We start from the raw sequence: 13318 nt of genomic DNA, 5'->3' as shown, positions 1-13318 counted from the left end.
CCGCACCCGTGCAGGCCCCCGCCCCCACCGGCTTCCCTGCCCCCGTGCAGTACAAGTCGCCCAAGGGCTACGAGGGGCTCGAGGAGCGCGTCCCCCTGCGCGGCCTGCGCCGGGCCATCGCCAACCAGATGGTGGCCTCGCACCTCTACACCGTGCGCACGCTGAGCGTGGACGAGGCCGACCTGACCGAGCTCGTCGAGCTGCGCGCGCGCCTGAAGGCCGAGGCCGAGCGCCAGGGCGTCAAGCTCTCCTACCTGCCCTTCATCTTCAAGGCCATCGCCCGCGCGCTCAAGAAGTTCCCCAGCCTCAACTCCTCGATGGACGAGGCCCGCCAGGAGATCGTCCTCAAGAAGTACTACAACATCGGCATGGCCGTCGCCACCGACGCCGGGCTGGTGGTGCCGGTGCTCAAGGACGTAGACCGCAAGAGCGTGCTCGAGCTCGCCGCCGAGGTGAACGAGCTGGCCGAGAAGGCCCGCACGGGCAAGCTCTCCCCCGAGGACATGAGCGGCTCGACCTTCTCCGTCACCAACATCGGCTCCATCGGCGCGCTCTTCAGCTTCCCCATCATCAACGTCCCCGACGCCGCCATCCTGGGCGTGCACTCCATCCAGAAGCGCCCGGTGGTGATGGAGAACGACGAGATCAAGGTGCGGCACATGATGTACCTCTCGCTCTCCTTCGACCACCGCCTGGTGGACGGGGCCGAGGCCGCGATGTTCTGCAAGGAGGTCATCCGGCTGCTGCAGAAGCCTGACCTGTTGTTGCTGGAGGCGATTTAGTCTTACGTCCTACGTCTAACGTCCTACGCCTAATCCGCATGACCGAACCATACCCAAGCTATTTCGGCTTCGAAGACCTTGAGGTCTATCAGCTTAGCCTGGAATTCATAGCCGAGGTCTACCGGTTGACCCAGAGCTTCCCTCGGAGCGAGCAGTTCGGCCTGAGCCACCAACTCCAACGGGCCGCCACCTCGGTAGCCCTGAACATCGCGGAGGGTCGGGGGCGCAACAGCGATAAAGATTTCGTACGCTTCTTAGGTGTAGCCCGTGGCTCTCTGTTCGAGGTAGTCAGCGGCTTGCAGGTCGCGGTCCGGCTCGGATACGCCACGGAAGGCGACATCAACGCCTTCCTGGCCAAGGCCAGCCGGATTAAGGGCAAGCTCAACGCGCTGGCAAGGGCACTCGATAGCGCCTGAGCATAGGACGTTAGACGCACGACGTACGACCAATGATAATGGAGGCGCTATGTCAACTGTCTACGATGTGATCGTCATCGGCACCGGCCCCGGCGGCTACCACGCGGCGATCCGGGCGGCCCAGCTCGGCAAGAAGGTGCTGGCGGTGGAGGCGGAGTACGTGGGCGGGGTCTGCCTGAACGTGGGGTGCATCCCCACCAAGGCCCTGCTGCACGCCGCCGAGGAGCTCGAGGGCGTCAAGCACGGCGCGAGCTTCGGGCTCGAGGTCAAGGACGCCAGGATCGACCTCAAGAAGCTGGGGGGCTGGCGTGACGGCATCGTCAAGCGGCTTACCGGCGGGGTCTCGCAGCTGTTCAAGGGCAACAAGGTCGAGCTCAAGACCGGCTTCGCCAAGTTCGTGGGCCCTAAGACCATCGAAGTCGGCGGGGAGCGCATCGAGGGCAAGGCCTTCATCATCGCCACGGGCTCCGAGCCCAACACCCTGCCCGGCTTCGAGGTGGATCAGAAGGACATCATCGACTCTACCGGCGCGCTGCGGGTGGAGGAGAAGTTCCCCAAGCGCCTGCTGTGCATCGGGGGCGGGGCGATCGGCCTCGAGTTCGCCCAGGTCTACAAGCGCATGGGCGCCGAGGTCACGGTGATCGAGTTCATGGGCCAGATCCTGCCCGCCGCCGACCCCGAGACCGCCAACCTCCTCGCCAAGGTGCTCACCAAGCAGGGCATCGCCATCAAGACCAACACCAAGGGCGTGAAGGTCGAGCGCAAGAAGGACGGCCTGCACGTGACGATGGAGGACGTGAAGTCCGGGGAGCAGAGCACGCTGGTGGTGGACAAGATCCTCGTGGCCACCGGGCGCCGCCCGCGCGGCAAGGGGCTGGGGCTCGAGGCCATCGGCGTCAAGGTGGACGAGCGCGGCTACGTCCCCACCAACGAGAAGATGGAGACGGGCGTGCCCGGCATCTACGCCATCGGGGACGTGACCCGCCCGCCCCTTCTGGCCCACAAGGCCATGAAGGAGGGCCTCGTCGCCGCCGAGAACGCCGCCGGGGGCAACGCGGTGATGGACTACCAGATCCCCAACGTCGTCTACACCTCCCCCGAGTGGGCCGCCGTGGGCATGACCGAGGAGGAGGCCGCCAAGGCCGGCTACAAGGTCAAGGTGGGCAAGTTCCCCCTCTCCGCCTCGGGCCGCGCCATGACCCTAGAGGCCACCGACGGCCTGATCAAGCTCGTCGGAGACGCCGAGACCGACCTGCTCCTGGGCGTGCACATCCTCGGCCCCAACGCCTCCGACATGATCGGCGAGGCGGCGCTGGCGCTGGAGATGGGCGCCACCGTCACCGACGTGGCCCTCACGGTCCACGCGCACCCCACCCTCTCGGAGGGGATCATGGAGGCGGCCGAGCACCTGCACAAGCAGGCCATCCACATCGCCAACCGTTGAGGCGAAAGCCGGCGCCCCGGACTTGTGAGGTCCGGGGCGTTCTCCGTGCGGGTGGATCAGTAGACCTGCTCGCGCTGCCCGAAGCTGATGACTCGAGGCGTACCCACCTCGTCGAGTTCGGTGGTAGGGAAGTAAGGCGGCGCCTTGCCGTTGAGCATGCGCTGGTCGTAGGTGAATTTGCGCCCGTAGCCGGCGGTAGGAGCCCCGGTCGACGGGTTGAACGTGCCGAAAGCCCCGTAGTAGTACTCAATGATCCCGCCCAGCAGGTGGACATCGCCGGAAGGCGAGAGGTCGGCGTAGTTCTCGACCCCGACAATGCCCGTGGAGCTCATGAGAACCCCCTGGATCGTGACGTTCTGGGGGGCGCGCAGCCCGCTGGACGCGTCGCCCCCGCCGATCAACACGTCGCCCGGGTCGGAGGAGGTGCCTTGAGCATAGATCCCGAGGATGTTGTTGACCTCCAGGTCGTCACAGGTGGCCCGGGTCACGCTGCCGTCGGGGTTGCGGGTAGGGCTGGATTCACACGGCGGATTCTCGTACTTGAGGTCGCGCGTGATGCGGATGTCGTCCCGGGCCGCTATGGTGATCTCCGCGAAGTGCGCCAGGGCGGGAGGAGCATCGTCGGGGTTGGTGCTGTTGGCGGGCACCCGGCTGGGCCCGCGCAACCGGTTGATGCTCCCGTCAACGTAGATGACCCCGTTGAAATTGCTCTGCACCGCCACCCAACTGCTGCCGCTCTTGCGGTATAGGACCTTGCTGGGGCCGTCCGCGTAGCGGTACTCCGTGCAACTGCTCGAGCTCGAGCTGGTGCAGGCCTTGATGTACTGGTAGGTGGCCGCGGGCTGCCACTGCCCCGAGGCGTTGCGGGTCAGGAGGTTGCCGTTGCTGTCGGTCGCGTAGAGATCGAGGGAGTAGAGGCTGCTCGTGAAGCGCAGCCCCCGGTCGTCGGCCGCGTCGCGCTGGCGGCTGTCGTTGTCCGGCAGCTTGACGAAGCTCGACCTCCAGCTCACGCCGTCGGTGAGCGCAGGCTGGGTCCCCCGGTAGGCCGGGGCGGAAGCGTTGGGGGACATCGAAGTTTCAGCGATGAAGGTCTGGCGGCTGCCGTCGGAGGACATGAACCGCGCGCCGGGGGTGACGCTCCCGCTGCAGCTCGACGCCCCCGGGGAGTCGCACCCGGCACTCGTCACCTCGCCCCCGAACCAGGGACTGCGGTAGAAGCGGAAGTGCTGGTTGGTGTGTACGGGGCCGTCGAAAAGGGTCCGGTCCGTGAACCAGACGTCGCCGCCCCCGCGGGCGGCGTGGACGTTGGTGAACAGGGCGTAGCGGGCGAAGCTGCTGCGCCCGATGGGGAAGCGGAATTCCCCTTGCAGCACGACGTTTCGTTGGTAGATGCCTTGCGCGGCCTCGGCAACCATCACGAACGGCAGGGAGTACTGCTGGAGGTTGTTCTGCCCGGTGCCGCCCCGGGGAGCGCCGTCCACGAAACGTCCGGACGGCAGCTTGACCCCGGTGGGCAGCCCCACGCCGCTAGGGTAGGTGGCGGACCCCGTACAGGCCGTGCTGGTGAAGTACACCCGTACCCGCACGCTAGCCCCGGAGCTCGCGGGCGCCGGGTTGAGGTCGCACACCAGGCTGTTTACCTCGGTCTGGAGCTGGCTCGCGACGGTCGCCAGGTCGCTCGCCACGGTGGCGGGGTCGGGGCGGGTTCCGCTGCCGTTCCCCCCATAGCTCCAGCGGTTGGTGGTGCTCGAGGTCGCGTTCACCACCTGCTGCAACCGGTCCCTCACGGGCCCTGTGAGCAGTGCCCCCGCCACGTTGGCCCCGCCGCGCGCGAGCATGAGGGTCTGAACGACCGCGGTGTTGTCCCGGCTGTGGCGCATCTCGTCGAGCATCCGGCTGAACATCAGGGCCGAGACGCCGCCGACGACCAGGATCGAAACGAGGGTGATGACTAAAGCGATGCCGTGCGACTTTCTCATGAGCATGAGACCACCGTCCCTATGGCGTAGGTGCCGTTGTTGAGGAGTTCCACCTGGCCGGTGTACGTCCTGGTGATGGCACGCCCCCGGGAGGTCTCCCGCGCTTCCATCACCACCTGCAGGCGCTGGAGGGTGTAGGTCGTGCCCGCGTCGGTAAAGGTCATACCCGGGAAAGCGCCGCCGGAGAAATCCCAGGTCCGCAGGGTGCCGCTCGAGCTCGTGTAGACGTAGTCGATGCGGAAGTTCGTGATATCGAAGGCCATGGCCTGCTCCGTGCCGCCCTCGCGGGTGTACAGGGTGTCCTGGTCGGGGTCGTAACGGATCCCCATGGCCCGGATGCGGAAAACCAGGGTGCCCGTGGGCGCGTAGGCCAGCGGGTTTCGGCAGGAGGAGTGGGAGAGCCTCCACTGGCTGGGCTGGCCGTTCTGGGCCACGCCGGAAACGCTCAGCACGATGGACTGCGCGCCGTTGACCATCAGGAGCTGGTCGTTGACGCCGATCCCCAAGGCGGACGCCGTCGCCGCCGCGGAGAGGATGTCGGCGTAGTGGTCCTGCTTGTTGACGACCGGATACCCGGCCCCGCCGTCGATGAGGCCGAAGGAGACCGCCCGCGCGGTGGGGGTGTAGGGCTGGTTGAGGATCCCGCCGAAGATCGCGCTGCGCAGATCCTGCGTGATCACCTCCATCACCCTCCGCAGCTTCGCCTGAGAGTTGGTCGCGGCCTCCTGGTCGCTTTGCGTCTGGAGCGACTGGATCATGCCGTTATACGCGATCGCCGTCACCGTGATCAGCACGGCCAGGGCGACCAGGATTTCGATAAGGGTGAAGCCTCTAGCTCTGCGCATGCCCTTCTCCTAGTTGATGCCGGGCAGGGGGGCGGCTGCCCCGCCGGCGACGGGGGCGGCCCCGACGGTCCGGGCCTCCACGCACGACTCCCCCTGCGCGCCACGCCAGCACACCTGGATGCGGTACGCCCGCAGGCTGCTGAGGTTGAGGCCACCGCTCACCGCCCAGGTGGGCGTGCCTTCGTTGGTGATCCGCGCGCGGTAGAGGTTGGGGTTGGCGAAGTTCCCCTCACTCGTCAGGTCGGGGAAGTTGGTCGTGAGCGTCCCGTAGTTCCACTCCCGGTAGGTAGAGGCGCTGTCCGGCATCACCTCGTCGTCGGCCCCTACCAGCCGGCGCCCGAAGTAGTTCAGCAGTTGGGACGCCTCGGTGCGCCCCCCCGATTCGACGTTCTGGCGCATATTCCCCAGGATCAGGAGCATGAAAGCCGACAGGGCTATGCCCAGCACGGCCAGTGCCACCATCACTTCGATGAGCGTCAACCCTCGTCTATTCATAGCTGTGCCCTCGTTCACTGCACCTTGACTTCCCCGATCAGCGAGAAGCTGAGGGAGTACGAACGCCCGTTGACCGTGACGTTGAGCGGTTGGGTGAACCCCGTGGGGAAGATGACCTTCCCGGGGGGCGTGAAGCTGAACCAGGTGCCGTTGGGGAGCTGCGCGCTCAGGGCGGCGGTCAGGTCCACGGAGCGGATCACCCGCGGGGTGGTCTCCTGGGTCTGCACCTGGAGGCGCCGCCCGACGCGGACAAGGTCGAGGCGCTGGCCCCGGCTGGCGGCGGCGGTGGCCCCCTGCCACACGATCTGCCGTACGGAGTTGAGGCCCGCCTTGGCTTCCTGGTTGCCGAGCATCCTGCGGCCCGAGACCGCCATGATCCCGAGCACGATCCCGATCAGGGCGATGACGAGCAACAGCTCGATAAGGGTCAACCCTCGAGGTCTTATCACGCCCCAAGCCTAGTTACATGGAGGCGCAACAGCCTACCCCTGACCAGGGGGTCGAAACTTGGGTTAAGTTCGCTTAATGCTGGCCCTCAGGCCGGCAATTGATCACGTGCGCGGCACCCAGGCCGGCTTTGCGCCCGAGGACCAGGCCGTAGGCGATAGCCTGAAGCCCCTCTACGCTGTGCGCGTCCGTTCCCAGCGAGAAGCGCAGGCGGTCCCGCCACCTCAGGACCAAGCGCCAGTCGAGGTCGCAGCGGTAGTAGTTGCAGTTGATCTCCACGGCCACGCCCCGCTCGGCGGCGCGCTCGAGCACCCGCTCCCAGTCGGCGTCAGCACCCTGGCGGCGCAGCAGCAGGCGCCCGGTGGGGTGGCCCAGGACCGTGAGGTAGGGGTTGTCCAGCGCCTTGAGCAGGCGCTCGGTCTGGGCCTCACGGGGCAGCTTGAGCCCCGAGTGCAGGCTGCCGATGACCACGTCGAAGCCGGCGAGGAGGTCGTCGGGGTAGTCGAGGGAGCCGTCGGGGAGGATGTCGGACTCGATGCCCTTGAGGATGCGGAAGGGGGCGAGCTCGGCGTTGAGGCGCTCGACCTCGGCCCACTGCTCGAGCACCCGCTCCGGCCCCAGGCCCCCCGCGTAGGGCGCCGACTGGGAGTGGTCGGAGATGACCATGTAGCGGTAACCCTCGGCGATGGCGGCCTCGGCCATGGCCCGCAGGCTGGCGGTGCCGTCGGAGTAGGTGGAGTGGCAGTGGATGAGGCCCAAGAGGTCCTCCCGGCGCAGGGGCTGGGCGGGCTCCTCCAGGCCCAGGTGTTCGGGCTCGCGCCAGTAGGGCGAGACCGGCCGGCGGCCCAGGCGCTCGAAGACCTCGGCCTCGGTGGGGGCCTCCGGCAGGGCGCCCAGCACCTCGAGGAAGGCCGCCGAGCCCGTGGCCCGCAGCAGCACGCTGCCGTAGTTCTGGGGGGTCGCGCAGAACACCTTGAGGGGCAGTCCCCCCAGGCGGCCGTGCCAGACGGTGCCCTCGAGGCGCTCGAGGTAGCGCCCCAGGGCGTGCTGCACGGCCTCGGGCTCGGCCAGGGCCACGAAGTCGAGGTTGCCCAGCGTCTCGAGGCCCCGCCGGAAGCTCCCGGCCACCTCGGCCCGGAGGCCGGCGTTCGCGAAGTCGGCCAGCAGCAGCTCGACGGCCTCGACCCCCTCGCCGTAGAGCACGCGGCGCAGGCTCTCGAGCGCGAAGCGTGCCGCCTGGACCAGGTTGGCCTCGGTCTTGGCCCCGAAGCCCGGGATGCCCCGCAGCCGCCCGGCCTCGCCGTGGCGGATGAGCTCCTCGAGCGAGCCCACGCCGTGCTCCCACAGCGCCCGGATGCGCTTGGGGCCCAGCCCCTGCACCCGGAAGAACTCCAGCACGCCGGGGGGCACCTGCGCCTCGAGCTCGGCCATGTAGGCGAACTCGCCGCTGTGCACGATCTCGGCGAGCATGGGCGCGAGCGCGGGGCCCACGCCCGGGACCCCCCGGAAGCCCTGCGCGGCCAGGGTCTGGAGGTCGGCCTCGAGCTTCTCGATGTTGCGGGCGGCCCGGCGGTACACCTGGGCCCGGAACTCCCCCTCCCCCAGCACCTCCATCAGGTCGGCGGCGTACTCGAGCATCCCGGCCAGCTCTTTGCGGTTCATGGCCTTAGCCTAACGGGGATCGCGCCAGTCACCGTTCGGTGGCGAACTGACCGAATCGGGTGGGGGATCTCGGCGAAGGCTTCGGCGAGCCGGAGGAGGAGTGCGGAGGGGGCGGTCACGAGGGCGTCACTGTACCTCGAGCGCGTAGGGCCGCCCTCGCCCTTCCCGGTAGACCAGCGCCTCGCGGTAGCCCGCCGAGCGCAGCGCCGCGGCCGCGTCGGCGAAGCGGTGGCCCACCTCCCCGGGCGCGTGGGCGTCGGAGCCGAGCACCACGGGGATGCCCAGTTCACGGGCCCGCTCCAGCAGCGCGGGCGCGGGGTACACCTCCCCCACCGGCTTGCGCCAGCCCGCCGTGTTGACGTCCAGGGCCAGGCCTTCCCCCGCGATCGCCCGCAGGGCCTCCTCCGCCAGGTCGAAGTAGCCCTCCGGCGGCACGTGCCCGAACTTCTTGGGCAGGTCGAGGTGGCCGATGGCGTGGTAGAGCCTCGAGCGGGCCGCCCGCTCCACCAGCCCGAAGTACTCGCGGTACAGCTCGCGCAGGTCGCGCTCGTCGAAGTCGGCGGCGAAGGCCGGGTTGTCGAAGGGCCAGGCCCCGATGTAGTGCACCGAGCCGATCACGTAGTCGTAGGGGTAGCCCGCCACCATCCGCCGCACGAAGCCCTCGGTGCCGGGGTGGTAGTCGGCCTCGAGCCCGATCCCCACGTAGAAGTCCCCGGCCTGCTCCCGGGCGCGCTCGAGCGTGGCGTGGTAGAGGGGCAACTGCTCGAGGCTCATGCGCACCTCGGGATCGAACCAGGCGGGCATGGGGCTGTGGTCGGTGAAGACCACGCCCTGCAGGCCCGCCTTCCGCGCGGCCTCGACGTACTCCAGGGGGTGCCCCACCGCGTGGCGGCAGAGGGGGGTGTGCATGTGCGAGTCGAACACGGTTCCCCCCTTCTCAGGCCAGCCGCGCGACCTGGCCGCTCGAGGCCCAGACCTGCACGCCGCGGCCCAGCACCGCCGAAGCGCGCTGGGCCAGGGCTTCGTCGGGCAGCAGGTCGCCCCCAGCGGCCTGGATCAGGCTCGCCACCTCGGGCGGGGCCAGGGTGGGCGCCCGCTCGAGCACGCTGTCTACCTGCCACCGCGAGGCCCACAGCCGCTTGAGCGCCCACAGCGCCTCCTGGGAGGAGGGCTCGAGGGCGAAGGGCGCCTCACCTGCGTAGCGCACCAGCAGAGGGCCCCCCGGCAACACCCGCCGCACCTCCTCGGCCCGCTCGGGCAGCAGGTAGCTCTCCCGCACCAGCCGCTCGGCCTGGGCGCAGGCGGCCTCGAGCCGCTCCTCGTCGAGCCGCGCCCCGAAGACCCCGGCGAAGGCGCTGCGGATCTGCTCGGCCAGGTTGGCGAGCTGGTAGAACTCGGCCTCGAGGCCCTGCAACACCACGGTAGCCACCACCGGCAACCCCGCGGCCTGAAGCTTCTGGAGATCGGCCACTTCACCAGCGGCAGGGGCTTTGTTCAGGGGGAAAATCATCGGCCTCGATTATAGGCCGTAGAGGCAGGAGACGGGAGGCTTGTGGCTCGTAGCGTGGCGTGTGGCTTGTGGTAGATGGCAGTACGCCTTCAGCCGTCAGCGGTCAGCCGTCAGCTTGTGGCTTTTGGCTTTTGGAAACCCCTCCCCAACCCTCCCCGCGCGCAGGGAGGGGGTATCCCCCCAGCCCCCCTTGCTAAGGGGGGTAAAGAAAAGGCGTCTTGCGTTTGGCGTTTTGTGTACGGCGTAGGACGTACGACGTACGACCGGCGTTAGGCGTTGGGCGTTCGGCTATCAGCTATCGGCGTTCGGCTACCGACACCCCGTCAAGCTACCGCCGGCCGCACCGCCCGCCGGATGCCCAGCGACAGCATCCCGCCCATGATCGCTACCGCTCCCGCGGCGAAGAAGGCCAGGTTGTACTCGCCCAGCGCGTCGCGCACGCTGCCCCCGGCCCACGAGGCGAAGGCCGCGCCGAGCTGGTGGGCGGCGAAGACCCAGCCGTAGACCGTGCCCACGTTCTGGCGCCCGAAGTTGTCGGCCACCAGGGCCACGGTGGGGGGCACGGTGGCGATGTAGTCGAGGCCGAAGAGGATGGCGAAGGGGACCATGGTCTCGGGGGTCACCGCGTAGGGCAGCAGCAGCAGCGAGAGGCCGCGGAACACGTAGTACACGCACAGCAGCTTGCGGGGGTCGTAGCGGTCGGTGAGCCAGCCCGAGGCGATGGTGCCCACGAAGTTCATCGCGCCCAGCAGGGCCAGCATCCCCGAGGCCACGCCCTGCGAGATGCCGCAGTCCACGGCGTAGGGGATGAAGTGGACGCCGATGAGGCCGTTGGAGGTCGCGCCGCAGATGAAGAAGGTGCCCGCCAGCAGCCAGAAGGTGCTCGAGCGCACCGCCCGGCCCATCACCCCGGCGTCGGCGGTGATCTTCGCGGGCGCGCTGCCCACAGCCGCCCCCAGAGGCCGCTCCCCGATCTCGGCGGGGCTGTCCCTCATCAGCAGCAAGACGGGCACGGTCACCGCCAGCGCCACCCCCGCCATGATCCAACTGGCCTCGCGCCAGCCCAGGCCCGTGGCCCAGGCCACGAGCGCGGGAATGAAGATGAGCTGCCCCGCCGAGGTGGCCCCGCCGAAGATCCCCACGACCAAGCCCCGCTGCCGGATGAACCAGCGGTTGGCGACGGTCGCGCCCAGCACGCTCCCCACAACGCCCGTGCCCACCCCGCTCACCACGCCCCAGATCAGGTTGAGCTGCCAGACCTGCGTCATGAGGGCGCTGCCCGCCATGCTCAGGCTCATCAGCAGCAGGCCGAAGAGGGTGATGCGGCGCGGGCCGTAGCGGTCCATGAGGTAGCCGCTGAAGGGGCCGCCCAGCCCGAAGAGCACCAGCCCGATGGACACCGCCACCGAGAGGGTGGTCTTGCTCCAGCCGAGGTCCTGCTCCAAAGGCACCAGCAAGGCCCCCGGCACCGAGCGGATCCCGGCGGCCACCAGCGTCGCCAGCACCGCCACCGCCACCACGACCCAGCCGTAAAAAACGCGTCTGCTCGTCACAAGTCCTCCGCGAATGGCTAAGCCTACCGCCTAGCGGCGGGCTACGGCCACCAGCCCCACCCCCAGCAGGATCACCGGCAGGGCCAGCACGGTGACCAGGGTGACGGGTTCGGCCGCCAGGGCCACGCCCAGCAGCACCGCCACCACCGGGTTGACGTAGGCGTAGCTCCCCGCCAGCGCGGGGCGCACCCTCGAGAGCAGGAACATGTAGGCGCTGTAGCCCACCACCGAGCCGAAGACCACCAGGTAGGCCCAGGCGGCGAGGGACCCGGGGCTCGGAAGCTGGGTGAAGCGCTCGCCCAGCAAGGTGCCCATGACCACCAGCACCCCGCCCCCCGCCAGCATCTCGGCGGCGCTGCCCATCATGCCCTTGGGCAGCGTCATGTGGCGGCTCCAGGCCGAGCCGAAGGCCCAGCAGACCGGGGCCAGGAAGATCAGGAGGGTGCCGACGAGGTTGGAGCGCAGGTTGCCCTCGAGCATCAGCAGCGCCACCCCGGCGAAGCCCAGCGCCATGCCCAGCCACTCGAGGCCGCGGGTCTTCTCCCCCCACAGCCGGCCGAACAGGGCCAGCCACAGCGGCATGGTGGCGATGATGGTGGCCGCCAGCCCCGAGGCCACCCCCAGCGACTCGCCCAGCGCCACCATCCCCATGCCCCCGCCCATCAGCAGCGTGCCCACGCGGGCCGCGCCCCACCACTCGGCGCGGGTCGGGGCGGGGGCGCCGCGCAACCGCAGCACGAGGAACATCCCCCCGCCGGCCACCAGGAAGCGAACCCCCGTCGCCAGCAGCGCGGGCATGGTCTCGACCATGTAGACGATGGCGAGGTAGGTCGAGCCCCAGATCAGGTACAGCGCCAGCAGGGCGGCCAGGACCATCCAGCGGTCGCCGGCGGCGCGGGGCAGAACCTTTTGCATCTGCACGCTCAAGCCCCCTTCCGGCTGTGCTCGGCCGGGGCGAAGAAGACCAAAATCTCCAACCGCTCCTCGACGTCGAAGAATTTGTGCTCCACCAGGGCCTCCACGAACACCACGCTCCCGGCCTGCACCGGGTAGACGTCCTGCCCTACCCGGATCTTGCCCTTCCCGGCCATCACCACGTAGACCTCGTCCTCGGCGTGGGGCTGCTGGGGGCCGGCGCCGCCGGCCCCCAGCACGTACAGCCCGCCGCTCAGCGCGGGGACCCGGAGGAACTCGAGGTAGGCCTTCCCCGACCGCTCCCGCCGGGCCAGGAGGGTGGTGATATCGAATGCGGTTCGGTCATTGAGCGGTAGGGCCATAATCACCTCCGGGCAACACCCCGAATAACCCAATGATATAAAACCGAATACCATTTCGTCTATATCTCATTCGGGTGCGTGGTAGAATGCCGAACATGGTTCAGCTAGACGCGATCGACCGGGCCATCGTGCTCGAGCTGCAGAAGGAAAGCCGCCTTTCCTACGCGGAGATCGGGGCGCGGGTGGGGCTTTCGGCCGCTGCCGTGCACGAGCGGGTGAAGAAGCTCGAGCGCAAAGGGGTCATCGAGGCGTACCGGATCCAGGTCAACCCCAAGGCGGTGGGCTTGCAGGTGACGGCCTTCATCGCGGTGCGGCTGCAGAACGACGCCACCTGCGCCGACGTGGCCCCTACCTTCGGCGACTTCCCCGAGGTCGAGGAGTGCCACAGCGCCGCCGGCGACATCGACGTGCTGCTCAAGGCCCGCACCGCCACCCCCGAGGACCTCGAGCGGCTGCTCTACCGCATCAAGCGGGTGCCCGGCGTCTCGCGCACCACCTCGACCGTGGTGCTCTCCACCCAGTTCGAGAACCGGCCCCTGATCCCCGTTGAGCCTGAGTAGAAACCCTGCTAGGATGGGCGGCCTATGCCCCTGAGACTGCCCCCCTGGGACGACCGCTACCCCTCCAAGAGCCGGCTGCGGCTCGAGGTCAGCATGATGCTGGAGTCGGTGGCGGAAGCCCTGCTGGGCCAGCTCGGGGAGGGGGCCTTCGTGGGCATCTACGCCAAGGGCTCGGCCCTCAAGCCCTGGGACAGCCCCCTCGACTACGTGCCCGAGCTCTCCGACCTCGACGTGCAGCTCCTCCTGCACGACCCCGACCTGCTCGACGACCTCGAGCGGGCCCTGGCGGTGCAGGCCGACCTCGAGCGCCGCTTCTTCCGGCGCGCCCCCCGGCCCCTGCACCTGCCC

Annotated in this window: 14 protein-coding genes and 1 pseudogene; 5 read left to right on the top strand and 10 right to left on the bottom strand. The window is 68.9% G+C overall.

Annotated elements, in window-relative coordinates; genetic code table 11:
• From Mterra_RS13115 to lpdA, 3 genes are all read left to right on the top strand, one after another.
• Positions 1–782: dihydrolipoamide acetyltransferase family protein (locus Mterra_RS13115; RefSeq protein WP_147372767.1), on the top strand; the 782-nt coding region annotated here is incomplete at its 5' end.
• A 38-nt stretch (positions 783–820) separates the two neighbouring features.
• On the top strand, positions 821–1198 hold the full coding sequence (locus tag Mterra_RS13110) for a four helix bundle protein (RefSeq protein ID WP_119315595.1): 378 nt from the start codon (positions 821–823) through the stop codon (positions 1196–1198).
• Between the two features lie 49 nt (positions 1199–1247).
• Positions 1248–2642 (top strand): dihydrolipoyl dehydrogenase, encoded by a 1395-nt coding sequence (lpdA, locus tag Mterra_RS13105; protein WP_119315594.1) that lies wholly within the window; start codon positions 1248–1250, stop codon positions 2640–2642.
• A 56-nt stretch (positions 2643–2698) separates the two neighbouring features.
• Here lpdA and Mterra_RS13100 read toward each other — a convergent pair whose 3' ends face one another.
• From Mterra_RS13100 to Mterra_RS13055, 10 genes are all read right to left on the bottom strand, one after another.
• Positions 2699–4621, bottom strand: a complete 1923-nt coding sequence (locus Mterra_RS13100) for a DUF4900 domain-containing protein (RefSeq protein WP_338025079.1) — start codon at positions 4619–4621, stop codon at positions 2699–2701.
• On the bottom strand, positions 4618–5466 hold the full coding sequence (locus Mterra_RS13095) for a PulJ/GspJ family protein (RefSeq protein WP_119315592.1): 849 nt from the start codon (positions 5464–5466) through the stop codon (positions 4618–4620). The genes Mterra_RS13100 and Mterra_RS13095 overlap by 4 nt, the downstream gene beginning before the upstream one ends.
• 9 nt (positions 5467–5475) lie before the next feature.
• Positions 5476–5961 carry a prepilin-type N-terminal cleavage/methylation domain-containing protein gene (locus tag Mterra_RS13090; protein WP_119315591.1) on the bottom strand — a complete coding sequence of 162 codons (486 nt, stop codon included), beginning with the start codon at positions 5959–5961 and terminating at the stop codon, positions 5476–5478.
• 14 nt (positions 5962–5975) lie between these two features.
• Entirely contained in the window at positions 5976–6392 is a 417-nt protein-coding gene (locus tag Mterra_RS13085; protein ID WP_170159661.1) for a hypothetical protein, read from the bottom strand.
• Positions 6393–6483: 91 nt separating this feature from the next.
• Complete coding sequence (locus Mterra_RS13080) at positions 6484–8070, bottom strand: DNA polymerase/3'-5' exonuclease PolX (RefSeq protein ID WP_119315589.1); 1587 nt, start codon at positions 8068–8070, stop codon at positions 6484–6486.
• A gap of 126 nt (positions 8071–8196) precedes the next feature.
• A complete protein-coding gene (locus Mterra_RS13075; RefSeq protein WP_119315588.1) occupies positions 8197–8994 on the bottom strand; it encodes a histidinol-phosphatase HisJ family protein in 798 nt (265 codons plus the stop codon).
• A gap of 13 nt (positions 8995–9007) precedes the next feature.
• Positions 9008–9580: a hypothetical protein gene (locus Mterra_RS13070; RefSeq protein ID WP_119315587.1), complete on the bottom strand. Its 573-nt coding sequence runs from the start codon at positions 9578–9580 to the stop codon at positions 9008–9010.
• Positions 9581–9903: 323 nt separating this feature from the next.
• On the bottom strand, positions 9904–11133 hold the full coding sequence (locus tag Mterra_RS13065; RefSeq protein WP_245971626.1) for an MFS transporter: 1230 nt from the start codon (positions 11131–11133) through the stop codon (positions 9904–9906).
• Positions 11134–11163: 30 nt separating this feature from the next.
• The gene (gene yedA, locus Mterra_RS13060) at positions 11164–12048 is read right to left on the bottom strand and encodes a drug/metabolite exporter YedA (RefSeq protein ID WP_119315596.1); all 885 of its coding nucleotides are present in this window, start codon (positions 12046–12048) and stop codon (positions 11164–11166) included.
• Between the two features lie 8 nt (positions 12049–12056).
• Positions 12057–12410, bottom strand: coding sequence for a cupin domain-containing protein (locus Mterra_RS13055; protein ID WP_119315585.1), 354 nt, complete (start codon positions 12408–12410; stop codon positions 12057–12059).
• 95 nt (positions 12411–12505) lie between these two features.
• Here Mterra_RS13055 and Mterra_RS13050 point away from each other — a divergent pair, with 95 nt between their 5' ends.
• Complete coding sequence (locus Mterra_RS13050; RefSeq protein ID WP_119315584.1) at positions 12506–12970, top strand: Lrp/AsnC family transcriptional regulator; 465 nt, start codon at positions 12506–12508, stop codon at positions 12968–12970.
• Positions 12971–12994: 24 nt separating this feature from the next.
• A pseudogene (locus Mterra_RS13045) lies at positions 12995–13318 on the top strand (hypothetical protein); the annotation flags it as partial.

It is taken from the genome of Calidithermus terrae (assembly GCF_003574345.1).
In the GTDB taxonomy this organism is placed as follows: Bacteria; Deinococcota; Deinococci; order Deinococcales; family Thermaceae; genus Calidithermus; species Calidithermus chliarophilus.
The sequence above is the reverse complement of the archived record's forward strand: the minus strand, read 5'-3'. Positions and strand labels throughout refer to the sequence as shown.